At 62.6% G+C, this 17,707-nt stretch carries 14 protein-coding genes; 4 read left to right on the top strand and 10 right to left on the bottom strand.

What is annotated here, in order from left to right:
* The 4 genes from thrC to ACS92L_RS16010 all read left to right on the top strand — a co-directional run bounded on the left by thrC (window position 1) and on the right by ACS92L_RS16010 (window position 4,666).
* Window positions 1-1,398: a threonine synthase gene (thrC, locus tag ACS92L_RS15995; RefSeq protein ID WP_438766108.1), complete on the top strand. Its 1,398-nt coding sequence runs from the start codon at window positions 1-3 to the stop codon at window positions 1,396-1,398.
* A gap of 31 nt (window positions 1,399-1,429) precedes the next feature.
* Window positions 1,430-2,050 (top strand): glutathione S-transferase family protein, encoded by a 621-nt coding sequence (locus tag ACS92L_RS16000; RefSeq protein WP_438766109.1) that lies wholly within the window; start codon window positions 1,430-1,432, stop codon window positions 2,048-2,050.
* Window positions 2,051-2,130: 80 nt separating this feature from the next.
* Window positions 2,131-3,933, top strand: coding sequence for a single-stranded-DNA-specific exonuclease RecJ (locus tag ACS92L_RS16005; RefSeq protein WP_438766110.1), 1,803 nt, complete (start codon window positions 2,131-2,133; stop codon window positions 3,931-3,933).
* A gap of 118 nt (window positions 3,934-4,051) precedes the next feature.
* Window positions 4,052-4,666: a YitT family protein gene (locus tag ACS92L_RS16010; RefSeq protein WP_438766111.1), complete on the top strand. Its 615-nt coding sequence runs from the start codon at window positions 4,052-4,054 to the stop codon at window positions 4,664-4,666.
* A gap of 50 nt (window positions 4,667-4,716) precedes the next feature.
* On the opposite strand, the gene ACS92L_RS16015 is transcribed toward ACS92L_RS16010, so the two are convergent.
* From ACS92L_RS16015 to ACS92L_RS16060, 10 genes are all read right to left on the bottom strand, one after another.
* A complete protein-coding gene (locus tag ACS92L_RS16015) occupies window positions 4,717-5,148 on the bottom strand; it encodes a VOC family protein (protein WP_438766112.1) in 432 nt (143 codons plus the stop codon).
* 140 nt (window positions 5,149-5,288) lie between these two features.
* The gene (locus ACS92L_RS16020) at window positions 5,289-8,075 is read right to left on the bottom strand and encodes a heavy metal translocating P-type ATPase (protein ID WP_438766113.1); all 2,787 of its coding nucleotides are present in this window, start codon (window positions 8,073-8,075) and stop codon (window positions 5,289-5,291) included.
* Window positions 8,068-8,505 carry a MerR family transcriptional regulator gene (locus tag ACS92L_RS16025; protein WP_438766115.1) on the bottom strand — a complete coding sequence of 146 codons (438 nt, stop codon included), beginning with the start codon at window positions 8,503-8,505 and terminating at the stop codon, window positions 8,068-8,070. Before ACS92L_RS16025 ends, ACS92L_RS16020 begins: the two co-directional genes overlap by 8 nt.
* A 172-nt stretch (window positions 8,506-8,677) precedes the next feature.
* Window positions 8,678-9,817: a porin gene (locus ACS92L_RS16030; protein WP_438766116.1), complete on the bottom strand. Its 1,140-nt coding sequence runs from the start codon at window positions 9,815-9,817 to the stop codon at window positions 8,678-8,680.
* Window positions 9,818-9,915: 98 nt separating this feature from the next.
* Complete coding sequence (locus ACS92L_RS16035) at window positions 9,916-10,227, bottom strand: hypothetical protein (RefSeq protein ID WP_438766117.1); 312 nt, start codon at window positions 10,225-10,227, stop codon at window positions 9,916-9,918.
* A gap of 431 nt (window positions 10,228-10,658) precedes the next feature.
* Entirely contained in the window at window positions 10,659-12,266 is a 1,608-nt protein-coding gene (locus ACS92L_RS16040; protein ID WP_438766119.1) for an ABC transporter ATP-binding protein, read from the bottom strand.
* Window positions 12,267-12,276: 10 nt separating this feature from the next.
* Window positions 12,277-13,242: an ABC transporter permease gene (locus tag ACS92L_RS16045; protein ID WP_438766120.1), complete on the bottom strand. Its 966-nt coding sequence runs from the start codon at window positions 13,240-13,242 to the stop codon at window positions 12,277-12,279.
* A gap of 12 nt (window positions 13,243-13,254) precedes the next feature.
* Window positions 13,255-14,181: an oligopeptide ABC transporter permease OppB gene (oppB, locus tag ACS92L_RS16050; RefSeq protein WP_438766121.1), complete on the bottom strand. Its 927-nt coding sequence runs from the start codon at window positions 14,179-14,181 to the stop codon at window positions 13,255-13,257.
* Between the two features lie 189 nt (window positions 14,182-14,370).
* Window positions 14,371-15,948, bottom strand: a complete 1,578-nt coding sequence (locus tag ACS92L_RS16055; RefSeq protein WP_438766122.1) for a peptide ABC transporter substrate-binding protein — start codon at window positions 15,946-15,948, stop codon at window positions 14,371-14,373.
* A 78-nt stretch (window positions 15,949-16,026) separates the two neighbouring features.
* Window positions 16,027-17,604, bottom strand: coding sequence for a peptide ABC transporter substrate-binding protein (locus tag ACS92L_RS16060; RefSeq protein WP_438766123.1), 1,578 nt, complete (start codon window positions 17,602-17,604; stop codon window positions 16,027-16,029).
* Window positions 17,605-17,707: the final 103 nt, after the last annotated feature.

A 17,707-nucleotide genomic window follows, 5' to 3' on the forward strand; every position in this document is an offset into this window, starting at 1 on the left:
ATGCGTTACATCAGCACGCGCGGGAACGCTCCCGCGCTGAATTTTGAAGAAGCGGTCCTGACCGGACTGGCCCCGGACGGCGGCCTGTACGTGCCGGAAACGCTGCCGCAGTTTTCCCGTGACGAGATTGCGGCCATGGCCGGCCAGCCCTATACCGAGATCGCCTTTCGGGTCATGAAGCCCTTTGTCGGTGGCGAGATCGATGATGACACCCTGCGTGGGCTCATCAACGACAGCTACGCCACCTTCAAGCATGACGCCGTGGCCCCGCTCAAGCAGCTCTCGCACAATCACTGGTTGATGGAGCTCTTTCACGGTCCGACGCTGGCGTTCAAGGACATTGCGCTGCAGCTGCTGGGTCGCCTGCTGGATCACTTTCTCAAAAAGCGTGGCGAGAAGGCGGTTATCATGGGCGCCACCTCCGGGGATACCGGCTCGGCGGCCATCGAGGGCTGTCGCCACTGCGACAACCTCGACATTTTTATTTTGCACCCCTATCAGCGCGTCTCCGGTGTGCAGCGCCGCCAGATGACCACGGTGCTGGCCGACAACGTCCACAACATCGCCATCGAAGGCAACTTCGATGACGCCCAGGCGATCGTCAAAACCAGCTTCGCCGACCAGAGCTTTCTCAACGGTACCCGGCTGATCGCGGTCAACTCGATCAACTGGGCGCGCATCATGGCGCAGATCGTCTACTACTTCGCCTCGGCCGTGGCACTCGGCGCACCACATCGTGAGGTGAGCTTCACGGTGCCGTCGGCCAATTTCGGCAATCTGTTTGCCGGCTATACCGCCAGCCGCATGGGGCTGCCGGTGAAGCAGTTCGTGATTGCCACCAATGCCAACGATATCCTGCACCGCACGCTGGCCGACAACGACTTCTCCAAACGGGAGCTGGCCGCCACGCTGGCGCCGTCGATGGATATCGTTGTGTCGTCGAACTTCGAGCGTCTGCTCTTTGATGCCTACGATCGTGACGGCGACCGGGTCCGTGCGCTGCTGGAGTGCTTTCAGCAGGAGCCCACGGCACTGGCCGATGCGCCGCTGGCGACCCTGCGTGAAAAGTTCGCCAGTCACCGGGTCGATGATGACACCATCCTCGAGGTCATTCGCGAGGCCTTTGGCCGGACCGGTGAGCTGCTCGACCCGCACACCGCGACCGGCTATCGCGCCGCTGAAGCCGCACGCAGCGATGACACCACGCCGATGATCACGCTGGCCACGGCCCATCCGGCCAAGTTCGAGGACGCGGTGGTCAGGGCGGGCTTTGAAGGCGCGGCGCTGCCGGAGTCCATGAGCGATCTGATGGATATCGAGGAACGCTACGATGTGCTGCCGGCCAGCGCGCGCGATGTCCAGCGCTTTGTCGCCGAGCATCGGGTGGCCAGCAGCTGAGTGACCAGTCAGCGTTCGACGAGGAAGTGACATGTTGAAGGTATGGGGCCGGGCCAACTCGACCAACGTTAGAAAGGTGCTCTGGTGCGCCGATGAGCTGGGCCTGGACGTCGAGCGCCTCGACGCCGGCGGCGAGTTCGGTGTGGTCAATGATTCTGACTACCGCGCGCTCAATCCCAACGGTCTGATTCCGTGTCTGCAGGACGGGGCGCTGGTGCTGTGGGAGTCCAACGCCATCGTGCGCTATCTGATGGCGCAGTACGGCGCCGAGCCGCTGGCAGCCCATGATCCGACTCGGCGCGCCGAGGCAGACAAGTGGATGGACTGGGCCACCTCGATGCTGACGGCGCCGTTTCGCGACGTCTTTTTGAATGCGGTCCGACTGCCGCCAGCGCAGCGTGACGCCGATCTCAGGGAGCAGGGCATTGCCGAGTGCGCCACGCTGCTCGCCCGCGTCGACGCCGTGCTGGCCGACCAGCCCTGGCTTTCCGGTCACTCGATGGGCATGGGTGATATCCCGCTGGGCTGCATGGCCTATGCCTGGTTTGAAATGCCCATCGAGCGCCCGCAGCTCAAACACCTCGAGCGCTGGTATCAGCGTCTGACCGAACGCAACGCCTACCAGCGACAGGTCATGACCTCTCTGACCTGATGGTGTAACAAGCGATTCTTCCAACAGGGCTGCGCCGGCATGATCGATGCCGGCGCAGCCTTTGAGTATTCGGAGCCCCCGTGGACAACGCGCGTGATCCCCTGAAAGCGTCACTCAATAAAAAAATCCTGCAGCGCCCCTGTCATGAAGGGCTCTATCAGGAGGCACGTGATGCCGGCCTGACCGAACTGCAGGCGCGCATTCTGGCCGGGCGCCTGAAGGATCCGCGCGCGCCGGTCTCGGCGCTGGTCACCCCGGCCCTGCGCTATATCGAGCATCCCGAAAAGCTGTGTGACGCCACCCGCGGCGCCGAGCGTATCGCCCGCGCCGTCATCGATGGCGAACATATCGGCATCATCACCGACTATGACGTGGACGGCATTACCTCGCATGTGGTGATTCTGCGAACGCTGGCCGAGCTGTTTGGCGTGCCGCGCGAAAAGCTTCACAGCCTGATCGGCCATCGCATCAACGATGGCTACGGGATCAGCGCGGCCCTGGTGGATAAAACGCTGGCGCTGACGCCGCGCCCGTCGCTGATTATCAGTGCCGACTGCGGCTCCAGTGACGAGCCGCGCCTGGCGCGGTTGAAAGCGGCCGGCATCGATGTGGTAGTGACCGACCACCACGCCCTGCCTGTCGAAGGACCGCCGGCCTCGGCTTATGCCGTCGTCAATCCGTCACGCGCCGACTGCGACTACCCGGATGCCACCATCGCCGGCTGCATGGTGTGCTGGCTGTTGATGTCGCTGACCCGTTCGCACCTGATCGAGGCCGGCCGGCTGTCTGCTGACACGCCCAAGCTCTCGCCCTGGCTGGCCTACGTGGCACTCGGCACGGTCGCCGACTGCGTCTCGCTGGGGGACAGTGCCATCAATCGCGCGGTGGTCACGCTCGGGCTCAAGCTGATCAACCGCATGGAAGCGCCCTGCTGGCGGATGATGGCCGAGCGGCTGGGCCCGGACAGCACCCCCTTTGATGCCGAGACGCTCGCCTTTCAGATGGGCCCGCGTATTAACGCCCGCTCGCGCCTTGATGACCCCTATGCGGCGCTGCATTTCATGCTGGCCGAGGATGATGCCAGCGCACGGCGTTATCTGAGCGTGCTTGATGACGACAACCAGTCGCGCAAGGCCATCGAGGCCGACATGGCCGAGCAGGCGCGTGCCATGGCCCATGCGCAGCTGGAGCAGGGCGCGCGCGTGCTGGTGGTGCATCTGCCCGACGGTCATCCCGGTGTTCAGGGCATTGTGGCCTCGCGGCTGGTGCAGGCCTTTGGCCGCCCGGCCGTGGTGCTCACTCAGGCGCCTGATCCTGCCATGCTGACCGGCTCCGGACGGTCGGTGGAGGGCGTGCATCTGCGCGATGCGCTTCAGCGCGCTTTTGAGCTCTCGCCAGACGCTCTGCCACGCTTTGGCGGCCACAGCGGCGCGGCCGGTGTCGGCGTGCCACACGCCGAGCTCGAGGCGTTTCGCCGCGCGTTGGCCACGGCCATCGACGAGCAGCTGGACGGTCGCGAGCTTTATCCGCTGATTCTCAGCGACGGCACCCTGGCGCCCGATCAACTGGCGCTGCCGATTCTTGATGAGCTCGAGGCGCTGGCGCCCTATGGCCGCGAATTCGAGGCGCCGCTGTTTGAGGGACATTTCGTGGTGGATCAGGCGCGACTGGTGGGCAGCGAGGGCAATCATCTGATGATGACGCTGGATGCCGGCAGCCAGATGGTTCGCGCGATCTGGTTTCGCGCCGTCACGCCCGGCGAGAACATGCCGGTCACCGTCGGGGAGGAGATTCGCTGCGCCTTTCGCCTGTCGCGCAATCGCTACCGCGGGCGGGAAAGCCTGCAGCTCATGATCGAGCACGCCGAGCACAGCGCCACATAAACGCCGGGTGGCTGCTCGACGCCTGCCCCGGGGCTGTCGATAATACCTTCAGGTGCCACAAGCGCCGTGCCTCATGCACTGCCTATCCGGCGGTCATACAACAACAAGGATATTATCGATGGATGCATCAGCGACTCGACATCGCCTGCATGAAGACGTCATGGCCATCATGCTCGGCTCGGCCTGTGCCGCACTCGGGATCGGGCTCTACGAGCACGCCCAGATTCTGATCGGCAGCACCGCCGGCATCGCACTTTTGATTACCTACGTCACCGGCTGGAACTTCGGTCCGGTCTTTTTTGTCGTGAACCTGCCGTTTTACTGGCTCGCCTGGCAGCGGGTCGGCCATCAGTTCGCGCTCAAGACGTTTGCTGCCATCGCGCTGCTGTCCTGGATTACCTGGCAGATGCCGCGCTGGATCGATATCGGCGAGGTCTCCCCGCTGTTTGCCGCGCTCATGGGCGGCAGTCTGATCGGGCTGGGGGCGCTGGCACTCTTTCGCCACCGCGGCAGCCTGGGCGGCTTCAACATTCTGGCGCTGTATCTGCAGGACCGCCGCGGCTGGAGTGCGGGCAAGGTGCAGCTCACCCTGGATGGGCTGGTCATGCTGCTGGCCTTTTTCGTGCTGCCCCTGGCCAACGTGGGCTACTCCATTCTGGGTGCGGCCGTGCTCGGCGTGATTTTGACCCTCAACCACCGGCCCGGCCGCTACACCGGCACCAGCAGTAACTAGACACCAGCAATCAGGCCATCAGCAGTGACCGTGCACCGGCCGGCAAGGGCCTAGTAGTTGGGCCACAGTCCGGGCGTGACCAGCTCCAGCAGATGGCCGTCCGGGTCGCGAAAGTAAAGGCTTTCGCCGCCCGGCGGCCAGTGCGTGCGCCCTTCGATCACCACATCATGGGCTGCAAGATGTGCTTCCCAGGCCGTGAGGGCGTCCCTGCCGATGGCCAGCGCCACATGCTGGCGCCCGCCGCCGTCATGGGGCGGGATGGTGCCCATGTCATCGGGTAGATGGACGGTGTCATCGGTCTGCCCCTGCTGAAAGACGAGCAGCATCGAGTATCCCGCTGGGTAGGCGGTAAAGCGCTCATCGGCGTTGTGCGGTGACAGCCCCAGTACGGTTTCAAAAAAGTCTCGCGCCCGGGCCATGTCGGCGGTGTAGAGCACGGTTTCAATCACGCCATGAATGGCGGGCGCCTGCTGTGCGGACATCGGGGAACACTCCCTGTGGGTTGGCCTCAAATGCCAGTGTGGGCCAGTCGGGCCGGTGTGTCATGCCTTGCCCTGGCCGCCCAGAAACCACCAGATGATCAAGACGATGGCGGCGATGCCCAGGGCGTTAATCAAAAGCGTCATGCGCTGGCCTCCGTGTTTGATGTCGGGGTGTCGTGGCGCTCGGGCATGAAACGCTCCGGGGTGAAGCGGCGCAGCCGGTTGGCGTTGGTCACCACTGTGACGGACGATGCCGCCATGGCCAGTGCCGCGACCATGGGCGAGAGCAGGGTGCCGGTCAGCGGATAGAGCACGCCGGCGGCAATCGGAATGCCCAGGGTGTTGTAGGCAAAGGCGCCCCACAGGTTCTGCTTGATGTTGGTGATCGTGGCGCGGCTCAGGTCAATGGCGTCGCTGATGCCGTGCAGCGAATCGCGCATCAGCGCTGCACCGGCCGATTCGATCGCCACATCGCTGCCGGCACCCATGGCAAAGCCGACATCCGCTGCGGCCAGCGCCGGGGCATCGTTGATGCCGTCGCCGGCCATGCCGACCACATGACCCTCACCGCGCAACCGTTCGATATGGCGCTGCTTGTCCTCGGGTTTGAGACCGGCATGGACCTCGTCAATGCCGGCCTGTCGGGCGATGGCCCGTGCGGTCGGCTCGGCGTCGCCGGTCAGCATCACCACGCGCAGCTGGCGGGCATGAAGGCGCACAATGGCCTCGAACGCGTCCTCACGCAGCGGGTCCTGCACGGCCAGCAGAGCGACTAGTCGGCCATCGATGGCGAAATGCAGCACGCTGCGCGCCTGATCCTCCCAGGCGCTGACGGTATCGAACGCTTCTTCAAGGGGGACGCCGTGCTCTTCCATCAGCGCCGCATTGCCCAGGGCCAGACGCTCGCCGTCTGGACCGGTGGCCGTAACGCCGCGCCCGGAGAAGGCCTCAAAGTTTGTGACATCGACCGGCTCGACCTGCTGCTCGCCACAAAACGCCAGTACGGCAGCGGCCAGCGGATGCTCCGAGCCGCGCTCAAGGCCTGCCAGCAGCGCCAGCGCCGTTTTATGATCATCGTTTTGCCAGACGCTGTCGGTGACCCGCGGCTTGCCCTCGGTCAGAGTGCCGGTCTTGTCGACCACCAGCGCGGTCAGCTCGCCGATGCGCTGCAGCGATTCGCCGTGGCGGATCAGGATGCCGGCACTGGCGGCGCGGCCCACACCGATCATGGTCGAAATGGGCGTGGCCAGCCCCAGCGCGCAGGGGCAGGCGATGATCAGCACCGAAGTCGCGGTGATCAGCATATGGGTCACGCGTGGTTCGGGGCCCAGGTTGAACCAGATCAGCGCCGTGATGACGGCAGCCACCATGACCGCCGGCACAAAAAGACTGGCGACCCGGTCGGCCAGCCGGCTGATGGGCGGTCGCGAGCCCTGGGCCTGACGCACCTGCTCGATAATGCGCGACAGGCTGGTCTCGCTGCCGACCCGGGTGGCGCGCAGGGTGAGCGTGCCCTTCGTGTTGAGCGTGCCGGCCGAGACCCGGTCGCCGACGTCACGCGCCACCGGCAGCGGCTCGCCGGTCAGCATCGACTCGTCGATATGGCTGCGCCCCTCGATGACCTCGCCATCCACCGGCACCCGCTCGCCGGGTCGCAGGCGCAACAGATCGCCCTGGACCACCTCGTCGATCGCCACGTCGATATCCTGGCCATCGCGAATTGCTCGGGCAGTACTGGCGCGCAGCGATACCAGCTGCGACAGCGCCTTCGAGGTGCGCCCGCGGGAGCGGGTCTCGATCGCCTGGCCGAGGCTGACCAGCCCGATGATCATCAGTGGCGCTTCCAGATAGAGCGCGCGCGCCGCCTCCGGCACGGTGGCGGGGAACAGCGCGACAAACATGGAGTAGAGCCAGGCCGTGGTGGTACCGATCGCGATCAGCAGATCCATGTTGGCGATGCGGTGGCGCACGGCCTTGAGGGCGGCGTCATAAAAGCCGCGTCCGGCCACCATCATGATGCCCAGCACGGCCAGGCCGATGGCGACCCACACCCAGCGCTCATCGCCTTCCAGCTGCGGGTGATGAAAGAACATGGAAGCCATCAGTGCCCCACCCGGTATCAGCGCCAGCCAGGTGTCGCGGATTCGCCGGCGATAGCTCTGCTGCTCCAGCTCGCCGCGGCGGGCCTCGCCCTGTTCGAGACTCTCGATCACCTCGGCGCCATAGCCGGCACGCTCGACCGCCTGGATCAGGGTGTCGGTGTCGACATCGCCGCGTATCCGGGCGCTGCGCGTGGCGAAGTTGACCTGGGCTTCATCAACGCCGTCGACGTGATCCAGCGCGTTTTGAATGGTGCGCACGCAGCCGGCACAGGTAATGCCGGTCAGCTGCAGCTCGATGGCATCGCCTCGTGGCTCGGTCGGGCTCGCTGGTGTGTCGGCCTCGACCGATGCGCCGGCATCGTCAGTATCGGCCCCTGGCGTGGAACCGGGCTCTGGCGCTGAGCCGGGCGCCGCGCCGGCGGGCACGGCGCGATAGCCGGCTGTCTCGACGGCGCGGATCACCGCATCAAGCGAATGATCGGTTGTGATCGACAGGTGCTCGGTATCGAGCTCGATCTGCGCCTGCGGGTCGAGCGCTTCCAGCTCGCCCCGGGTGCGTTTGACGCAGCCCCCACAGTGCAGCCCTTCGAGGGTCAGCTGATGGTGATCGCGGCCGTCTTCGGCTGGCGTGGCCTGAAAGCCGGCGCTTTCTACCGTTTTGATGACTTCATCACGAGCCCGCTCGGTAGTGATGGCAAGACGCTCTACCTCGATGTCGATGCGGGCCTTCGGGTCGAGAGTCTCCAGTGCGGTGCGGGTCCGTTTGACGCAGCCACCACAGTGCAGACCCGCAAGTGTCAGGTGCCAGGTTCGCTGGTTACTCATCGATCCTCCCATGAGTCGGCGCGTCCGGTTCGTTCCAGTGCTCGATCAGCTGACACAGCGTATGGCCATCCGGTGCGCCATCGGGCATGTCGGACCAGGCGGTCAGCGCCTGTTCCATGCGATCGGCCATTGCCTCGAGCGCCTGAATCTGTGCGCGAATTCGCGGCAGCCGGGCGCTGAGCAGATCGCGCACCATGGGGCAGGGGGAGTCACCGTGATCGGTATGGGCAAAGATCTCGGCGATTTCGCGCAGGCTAAAGCCCAGCGTCCGGGCACGCTGAATGAAGCGCACGCGGCGCAGCGCCTCCTCGTCAAAGTGCTGATAGCCGTTATTCGGGTCGCGCCCGGCATGGATCAGCCCCTGATGAACATAGTGGCGGATCGTCTCGTGGGTCACATCGCCCTGTCGGGCCAGCTCACCAATTTTCATGACATCCTCGACTCGATGCGTGACAGGCCTGCAGCATAAAACCCTGGGGTTGCCCCACGGTCAAGGCAGGCAGCGACATCAATGCCGGAGATAAAAAAGGCCCTGCAGCGAGTGCTGCAGGGCCGAAGCGTCGTTAGCCAATCGTCAGGGATGTGCGAGCATCACGAGGTGATCAGTAGTTAAAGCGCACCAGCAGCTGGGTGACGTTATTGCGGCGATCGCGGCCGTCAGCGTTTTTACTGTCATCGAGCAACTGCTCCAGCGCCACGATCCAGTCGCTGTAGAACCATGCCGTGCCGAGGGTGTAGTAGCTCAGGCGGGCGCTTGAGTCCTTTTCCCACAGGCGGTTCTGGCCGCCGTAGACCTGGAGGGTATCGGTCCAGGCGAAGGGATTTTGAAAGCTGTAGATGCCGATGGCCTCATAGCCACGTGCGCTGGGAGACAGGCCGTCTCCGCCGTTGCCCAGGCTGCCATCCGTGATGGCATTGCGGTACTGACCGCCGGTGACGGCGAAGTACCAGTCGCCCGGGGTCCAGCGCGCGCCGCCCAGCCAGGCGTTCACGTTGGTGGCAGTGCGATCACCGTTTTCCTGGTCATCAAAGCCGGAGTGGGAATAAGCCGCCGAAAAGGCCAGCTCATCGTTGGCGGCCCATTCGAGCGCGGCCTGGGTGGTGTATTTGCGCTTGTAACCGGACGGGGCACTGAAGCCGTTAAAGCTGCCGTTTTCGTTGAACTGTGCGCGTCCGCCGCTGTTGGTGCTGTCGTCACGGGTCTGATACATCAAACCCAGCGTCCACTCATCCCAGCTGTTTTTGTAGTAGATCGAGTTGTCGGCACGGCCCAGGCCCTCGACACCGCCATCGCTTCTGCCGCTGCGGCCGTTATAGGAGCCGGTGGCCGAGGCACCCGACATCAGAAACTGGTCGGTCCAGGCCGCGACCATGTCGGTCCAGGGCGAGACCTGTTTACCGATAGTGATTGAGCCATACTCTTCATGCTGAAACCCGCCGAAGAGCAGCCGCTTGAAGTGGTCGTCATCGCCATTGACAAAGAAGGGGTCAAAGCCCCACTCGGTGCGGGCAATCCCTGTCCAGCCATCGGAAAAGTGGCGCTGATAGACGAGGTTGATACGCGAACCGGAGTTGGCGTTTCGATAGCTTTGACCGTTTTCCCAGATGCTTCGGTTGGCAATACGGCCACCGATGCTGAAAAGATCATCAGCGGTTTCATAAATGGTGACGGCGCCGGCGGGGTGGGAAAGCGCTGCCAGCGCAACCGCCAGAGACAGTGGCGCAATACGATGCCTGACCATAGGTTTGTTTCCTTGCATTTATTTATTGGTGTTGTGACGCAAGTGTTCCCGGACACGGATATCAACGCATGTCCTGATGAGCACCCTGAAATCTTGCCTTACTGGTAATAACGCGCGAGGTCTTCAAGCGTTAAACGACCGCTGGCACTGTCGCTACTGCTGCGCAGGATGGCAGAAAGCTCCGGGTCTTCCGTGATCTGCTGTACATCAACGTAGCCTTCATTGCGCGAATCGAGCTGGCGAAAGCGTTGAAGAACATCGCCGGGAATCTGGCTGGTATCCACATCACTTCTGGCCGTTTCAGCGCGTGAGAAGCTGCCTCGGCCATCACCGAAAGGCTCATAATTCTGGCAGGCTGTCAGACCAAATATCGAAAGTGCGCCAACCGCTACAAGGGTTTTTATTGTCATGATGGGGTTCCGTTGAGGTGTTATCGTTAAAGCGATGCAGCGTTCATTGTCATGGCTCTACGGCCATTTTCAGGCTGATTAACGTCAGCGACACAGGGGGTAATCAAGCCTTAATTTTTTTGTATCACAGACCGGTTTGATAAATAAACTTTAATTTAATATCTATTGGTCCAATACATGAAAGGTTTCAAATCGGGGGGCAGTTCATTTTATGGCTTCGAAAAAATAACTGTTCAGAACTGACTGTTTAGAAGGCGATGTCGGCAGAAATTAAAGATGGAAAAAGGTTTCTCGGCGCAAAGTGGCTGTCGTTCAGGGTAGATTAAAAATTGGCCGTGATCGAAGGGTTCGTTTTTATCATGGGCTCAATCGATGATGAACGAATTCAGAAAAACCGGCCCTTCAGATGAGGGCCATTATTCATTTTGCTGTCAGGCAACGTTTTCCATGTCACGCAAAAAGGCCGCTTTCAAAAGCGCTTTTGTGTATTCCTGCTGCGGCGTACGGAAAATGGTCTCGGCGCTGCCCTGTTCGACCACCTGACCTTCCTTCATGACCAGCACGGTATCGGACAGCGCCCGAACCACGGCCAGATCGTGGCTGATGAACACATAGGTCAGGTTGTATTTCTGCTGCAGGTGGCGCAAAAGCTCGATGACTGTCATCTGGACCGAGCGGTCCAGTGCCGAGGTCGGTTCATCAAGCAGCAGGAAGTCAGGCTTGAGCACCAGGGCGCGCGCAATGGCAATGCGCTGGCGCTGGCCACCGGAAAACTCGTGCGGGTAGCGCTTGCGCATCGACGGATCCAACGATACTTCTTCAAGCGATTCGATCACACGCCGTTCGCGCTCGCGCCGGTCGAGTTCCGGAAAGTGCACCCTGAGTCCTTCACTGATAATTTCGCCGACGGTCATGCGTGGCGAGAGCGAGCCAAACGGGTCCTGAAAGACCACCTGCATGCGCGCACGCAGAGGCCGCATGTGCGACTTGTCAAAACCGCTGATGTCGGTGTCTTCAAAGCGAAGCTGCCCCTGGCTTTTCAGAAGGCGCAGCAGGGCCCGCCCCAGCGTTGATTTTCCCGAGCCCGACTCGCCCACGATCCCGACGGTCTGACCACGTCGTACGGTCAGATCGATGCCGCGTACCGCTTCAAAATGCTCGTCGCGTCCGAACAGACGTTTTTTGGTGGTAAAGCGCACGCGCACGTCCCGGCCGCTGAGCAGCACCGGTGCATCGTCGGCCACGGCCGGTTTGCTGCCGCGCGGTTCGGCGTCGAGCAGCATGCGGGTGTAGTCGTGCTGCGGCTCATTGAAGACTTTCGCGGTCTCACCAGCCTCGACCAGCTCGCCGTAGCGCATCACGCAGACCCGCTCGGCAAAGCGACGCACCAGACTCAGATCGTGGGTGATAAACAATATCGCCATGCCGTAGCGCTGTTGCAGGTCCCGGAGCAGATCGAGAATCTGGGCCTGCACGGTGACATCAAGCGCCGTGGTGGGCTCATCGGCGATGAGAAGGCGCGGTTCGCAGGCCAGCGCCATGGCGATCATGACGCGCTGGCGCTGGCCGCCGGAGAGTTCGTGAGGGTAGCTTGAAATGCGCCGTTCGGGATCGGGGATGCCGACCTGGTGGAGCAGTTCCAGCACTCGAGCGCGTGCCTTGCTGCCGGAGAGCCCGCGATGGCGATGAAGCACTTCGGCAATCTGGCGGCCGATACGATGCAGCGGATTGAGCGAGGTCATCGGCTCCTGAAAGATCATCGAGAACTCGTTGCCGCGCAGCCGACGCATCCGCGCGGCGCTGGCCTGTGTCAGATCCTCGCCGTCCAGCCGAATGGCGCCGGATATGGTGGCCATCTCGGGCAGCAGGCGCATCAGCGCGGTGGAAGTGACCGACTTGCCGGAGCCGGACTCGCCGACCAGCGCCAGGGTTTCGCCCGGATTGATATGAAAGCTGACGCCCTTGACGGCGCAGACGGTACCGGTGGGCAGTTCAAAGTCCACCTTGAGATTGTCGATCTCGAGCAGGGGTGTCGACATGGTGGACTCCTTAGCGGGTACGCGGGTCGAGGGCGTCACGCAGCCCGTCGCCCAGAAAGTTGAGACAAAAAAGCGTTACGGCCAGAAAGGTGGCCGGCACGATCAGCATCCAGGGCGCGCCCTGCATGTTGGCGGTGCCCTCGCTGATCAGTACGCCCCAGCTGGTCAGCGGCTCCTGTACGCCCAGCCCCAGAAAGGAGAGAAAGCTCTCCAACAGGATCACCTTGGGTACCGTCAGCGTCACATAGATGATGACCGGGCCGATCGAGTTGGGAATCAGGTGGCGGGTAATGATCTTTGAATCCCGAACGCCCAGGGCGTGGGCGGCCTCGATGAATTCGCGCCGTTTGAGCGACAGCGTCTGGCCGCGCACGATACGGGCCATGTCAAGCCACTCCACCGCACCGATGGCGGCGTAGATCAAAAAAATGTTACGCCCGAAGACCACCATCAGCAGGATGACCAGAAACATGAAGGGCAGGGAGTACATGATGTCGACAAAGCGCATCATCAGATTGTCAGTGCGCCCGCCGACGTAGCCGGAAATGGCGCCGTAGAGCACGCCGATGACCAGGCTCACCAGCGTGGCCACCAGCGCCACCGACAGCGACACGCGCCCGCCATAGAGCGTACGGGTCAAAAGATCCCGGCCGTTGGCGTCCGTACCCAGCCAGTGCTGGTTGGCAAGCGTCGGGCCGGTGCCGAAATTTTCCCAGTCCACCTCGGCCAGATCCCAGGGCAGCAGCCAGGGGCCGGCAATACAAACCACTGCCATCGCCACCAGCAAAATGAGACTCGCCATGGCCGCCCGGTTGTGGCGCAGCCGCCGCCAGGCCTCGCGGGCGAGACTCTCGCCGGGCTGAGCGACCGGCGCCTCGGGTGGATTGGGGCTGCCACCGCCCTGGAGGTGATCACCGTCGCCCGGGGTCGTGCCGGACGCGGCGTGGGTGTCATGAGCACCGTGGGAAGAGGTCATGATGCGCTCCGGTCAGTCGTCATAGCGAATTTGCGGGTCGAACAGCGAATAGAGCAGATCGACAATCAGGTTCATCAGCACGATCAGGATCCCGTAGAACACCACCGTGCCCATCACCAGCGTGTAGTCGCGGTTGAGCGCGCCCTGCACGAAATAGCGCCCGATGCCCGGCAGCCCGAAGATCTGCTCGATGACCACTGAACCCGTGATGATGCCGGCGATGGCCGGACCGAGATAGGAGAGCACCGGCAGCATCGCCGGGCGCAGGGCGTGGCGCCAGATCACCTGACGCTCGTTGAGACCCTTGGCGCGGGCGGTGCGAATGAAATGGCTGCCCAGCACCTCGATCATCGAGGCGCGCATCATGCGGGCAATGTAGGCAATCTGTTGAATGGCCAGCGCCACCACCGGCAGCACCAGATTGGGCAGGGCGCCGCCGTTCCAGCCGCCCACCGGCAGCCAGCCCAGAATCACGCCGAAAAACAGCGCCATCAGCGGGGCGATCACGAAGTTGGGCACGGCAATGCCGCCCAGCGCCGTGCCCATCAGCAGATAGTCCACCGTTGAGTTGCGTCTGAGCGCCGCCATGACCCCCATGGGAATGCCGAAAAGCAGCGCCAGCGCAATCGCCAGCCCCCCGAGTTCCAGGCTGACCGGAAAGCCCTGGGCGATCAGGTCGGTGACCGAGAAGTCCTTGTACTTGAACGACGGTCCGAAATCGCCCTGGAGGAGGTTGCCCATGTAGCGCAGATACTGCATGGGCAGCGGCTCATCCAGATGATAGGCCGCCATCAGATTGGCCTCGATCTCCGGTGGCAGCTGGCGCTCGCCGTCAAAGGGGCCGCCCGGGGCGACCCGCATCAAAAAAAACGAGGCCGTAATCACGATCAACAGGGTGGGGATGGCCATGGCCAGGCGTTTGGCGATATAGCTCAGCACGGCGTCTTACCTCGGCGTGGGTGGTGGCGATACAACAAAACCGGTGTCCCGGCACCGACAGGGCGTCAGGGCCGCCATCGCCTGGTCCCGGGACGGGATGAAAGGCTTGCGAGCGCCCGGTCAGGCCGGCTGTCGGTCACGTTATTATGCTTACACCGGACCGGCATCGCGGCCGGCCCGGTGTGAGGGCTACGGGTTGATACTGATCCAGCGCGACAGATGGCGATTGATGGCGTTGTCTTCCCAGCCGGTCATGTCCGGATTGACCAGATTGCGCGCGGCATCGGCATAGATCGGCGCCAGAGCGTAGTCTCCCAGCGCCTGGCGCTCGGCCTGCTCGAGCAGCTCGCGGCGCTTGTCCGGGTCGGCCTGCGCCGTGGCCTGCGCCAGAAGTTCATCGAATTCGGCGCTTTGGTAGCCGCTGTAGTTCTTGGTATTGCCGGAGGCGAGAATGCTCAGGAAATTGCTGGCATCGTCAAAATCCGCCACCCAGCTGGCGCGGGCAATGTCGAAGTCGCCGCGCGCGATCTCGGCGTAGTGAACGTTGGCCTCGGCGTTGACCATTTCGATATTGATGCCCAGCGGCTTCCACATGGCGGCCGCGGCCACGGCGATGCGGCGGTGATCATCGCGGGAGTTGAAGCGCAGGCGCAGGTTGAGCGGATGCTCCGGGCCGTAGCCGGCCTCCTTTAAAAGCGTTCTTGCCCTTTCCATGCGCGCATCGATATCGCCATCAACGCCCGGCATGGTCTGCGCCTCGTAATGGCTGATCCCCTCGGGCACCAGCGCGCTGGTGGCGTTGGCCGCCCCCTGCAGCACCTTGTCGACGATGATGTCGCGCCGCAATGCCAGGTTGAGCGCCTCGCGCACGCGCACGTCGCTGGTCGGATGCCCCTCGCGGTTATTGAGGGCGTAATAGTAGGTCGAGAGCTGGTTGTGCAGGTGCACGGCGTCGCTCAGGTTGTCCATGAGCCACTGATAGCGACTGGCGTCAAAATCGCGCATGACGTCCAGATCGCCGCTTCGAAAGCGCGACAGGCCCGTATTGAGGTTCTCGACCAGGTGGTAGTTGACGCCATCGAGCGTGACGCTGTCGGCGTCGTGAAACTGCGGGTTTTTCACCGCCTCAATATGGTCATGCGAGACCCAGCGGCTCGGCATGAAGGCGCCGTTGGTGGCGATATGAGACAGCTGTGTCCAGTCGTTGCCATATTCGCCCACCAGATGCGAGGGCACGGGCGCGGCGATGATATGCGCCATCAGCGTTGGCAGATAGGGCGTAGGCTGCTCGAGGGTGACTTCGAGTTGATGATCGCTTGCGGCGTGGACGCCCAGCGTGTCGAGTTCGGCCTCGCCGCGGTTGATGGCGGCGGCGTTTTCAAGCGGATAGAGCAGATTGGCGTAGATGGAGGCGATGCTCGGGTCCAGCGCGCGCTGAAAGGCGAGCACGAAGTCATCGGCCGTGACCGGCTCGCCGTCGGACCAGCGGGCATCGTCGCGCAGGTCAAACGTCCAGGTCAGGCCATCATCGGAGACCGACCAGTCGGTGGCCACGCCCGGCTGATAGTCGCCGTCGGGGGCGAGCGTCACGAGCCCCTCGAACAGATCGCCCAGCACATCGTTGTCATAAACGGCGCCGGTGACGCGGGCGGCGTCCAGCGAGGCCGGCTCGCCGTAAATGCCGATATCCAGCGTGGCGGCGTGAACGGTCAACGGCAGTGACCAGGCCAGAGCGACTGCCATGCAGCCGGAAACGAGACGATTCATGAACGGTGCCTGTTCAAAAGAGATGAATAAAATCGGCATGTTAGCACCGCCCGGCGGACGGTGCTGATGACATGGAAGCTACTGCTCGATGCTGATCCAGCGAGAGCGGTGGAGGTCTTCGATGTTGTCTTCCCAGCCCGACAGACGAGTGCTGACGAGATTGCGCGACACATAGTAATAAAGAGGCAGTGCGCCGAAATCCTTGAGCATGACCTGTTCGGCGTTGGCCATGACGTCGGCACGCTGCGTCATGTCCTGCGTGCCGGCGGCCTGATCCATCAGTGCATCAAACTCGGCGCTGGAATACGCGCCGTAGTTATTGGGGACGCCGGTCTCGAAAAGGCTCAAAAAGTTCTGCGGGTCATTGTAGTCACCGATCCAGCCGGCACGGCCCACATCAAAGTCACCCTGGCGCATGTTTTGGTAGTGGACCGCGACTTCGGCGTTGCGCAGGTCCAGATTGACGCCCAATGGCTTCCACATGGCGGCCAGTGCCACCATGACCTTGCGATGGTCATCGTCGGTATTGTAGGTCGCGACCAGATTAAGCGGCTTGTCCGGGCCATAACCGGCCTCTGACAGCAGCTCTCTGGCGCGGGCCATGCGCTCATCACTGCTCATGTCATGGCCGGGCATTTCCTGAAGCTCGTAGTCATTGATGCCCTCGGGCACGATGCTCCAGGCGGGGATGGTGCCGATTTTTAAAATGTTGTCGCTGATGACATCTCGGCGTGTCGCCAGGTTCAAAGCCTCGCGAACGCGAACGTCGCTGGTGGGATGACCCTCGCGCGAGTTAAGCGCCATGTAGTAAATGCCCAGATAGGGCGCCACATGGGTTTCATCCGGCAAATTGTCCTTGAGCCACTGATACTGCTGGGTGGGGAACTCGCGTGCGATATCCACTTCGCCGCCCCGGAAGCGGTTCAGGGCAGCGTTGCGATCCTCGATCGGGTAATAGATCACCTCATCGAGTGCGACGTTGTCGGCGTCGTGAAAGTACTCGTTTTTCGAGGCTTCGATGCGGTTTTGCGAGCGCCACTGATCCAGCTTGAAGGCGCCGTTGGAGACCAGGTGGCCCTTGCGAATCCAGTCGCGGCCGTACTCCTTGAGCACATGTTCGGGCACGGGATAGGCCGTGTAGTGGGAAAGCTGATCCAGAAAATAGGGCGTTGAATGGGTCAGAGTGACTTCAAGGGTGTGCTCGTCGATGGCACGCACGCCCAGCGTGTCGACGTCGGCCTCGCCCTTGTTGATCGCCTCGGCGCCCTCGACGGGGTAGAGGAGATAGGCATAGTTGGCGGCCGTGTTTGGGTCGAGCAGGCGGCGCCAGGAGAAGACAAAGTCCTCGGCCGTCAGGGGTTCGCCGTCCGACCACTTCGCATTTTCCCGAAGATGAAAGGTATAGATTTTGCCGTCGTCGCTGATATCCCAGGACCTGGCAACGCCGGGAATCCTTTTAACGTGTGCGTCTTCGGTGACCAGGCCTTCAAAAAGATCGCCCACCACGTCGTTTTCCCATACGCCGCTGACCTGGTGCGGGTCCAGCGAGGCGGGTTCCCCCATGATGGCAATGCGAAGCGTATCGGCAAGGGCAGGTGAGGCGGCAAGAGAGGAGGCAAGTGCAATGGCGCTGACAAGCGAGCGGATCGGTGGCATGAAAGTCCCCACGATATTGGCATTATTGTTGTCGCTATCGCGTACCGGGATAGCGGCGCGAGTCGTGTTTCGCTTTTGGCGAATTTTGAAGTTACTCCGCACC

Origin of the sequence: Kushneria halocnemicola, assembly GCF_965650455.1 — a bacterium.
Lineage (GTDB): Bacteria > Pseudomonadota > Gammaproteobacteria > Pseudomonadales > Halomonadaceae > Kushneria.

What these genes read in the sequence shown, in the direction of transcription:
- thrC (WP_438766108.1), top strand. Translation starts at nt 1, where the DNA reads ATGCGTTACATCAGCACGCGCGGGAACGCTCCCGCGCTGAATTTTGAA.
- ACS92L_RS16000 (WP_438766109.1), top strand. Translation starts at nt 1,430, where the DNA reads ATGTTGAAGGTATGGGGCCGGGCCAACTCGACCAACGTTAGAAAGGTG.
- ACS92L_RS16010 (WP_438766111.1), top strand. Translation starts at nt 4,052, where the DNA reads ATGGATGCATCAGCGACTCGACATCGCCTGCATGAAGACGTCATGGCC.
- ACS92L_RS16015 (WP_438766112.1), bottom strand. Translation starts at nt 5,148, where the DNA reads ATGTCCGCACAGCAGGCGCCCGCCATTCATGGCGTGATTGAAACCGTG.
- ACS92L_RS16020 (WP_438766113.1), bottom strand. Translation starts at nt 8,075, where the DNA reads ATGAGTAACCAGCGAACCTGGCACCTGACACTTGCGGGTCTGCACTGT.
- ACS92L_RS16025 (WP_438766115.1), bottom strand. Translation starts at nt 8,505, where the DNA reads ATGAAAATTGGTGAGCTGGCCCGACAGGGCGATGTGACCCACGAGACG.
- ACS92L_RS16030 (WP_438766116.1), bottom strand. Translation starts at nt 9,817, where the DNA reads ATGGTCAGGCATCGTATTGCGCCACTGTCTCTGGCGGTTGCGCTGGCA.
- ACS92L_RS16035 (WP_438766117.1), bottom strand. Translation starts at nt 10,227, where the DNA reads ATGACAATAAAAACCCTTGTAGCGGTTGGCGCACTTTCGATATTTGGT.
- ACS92L_RS16040 (WP_438766119.1), bottom strand. Translation starts at nt 12,266, where the DNA reads ATGTCGACACCCCTGCTCGAGATCGACAATCTCAAGGTGGACTTTGAA.
- ACS92L_RS16045 (WP_438766120.1), bottom strand. Translation starts at nt 13,242, where the DNA reads ATGACCTCTTCCCACGGTGCTCATGACACCCACGCCGCGTCCGGCACG.
- ACS92L_RS16055 (WP_438766122.1), bottom strand. Translation starts at nt 15,948, where the DNA reads ATGAATCGTCTCGTTTCCGGCTGCATGGCAGTCGCTCTGGCCTGGTCA.
- ACS92L_RS16060 (WP_438766123.1), bottom strand. Translation starts at nt 17,604, where the DNA reads ATGCCACCGATCCGCTCGCTTGTCAGCGCCATTGCACTTGCCTCCTCT.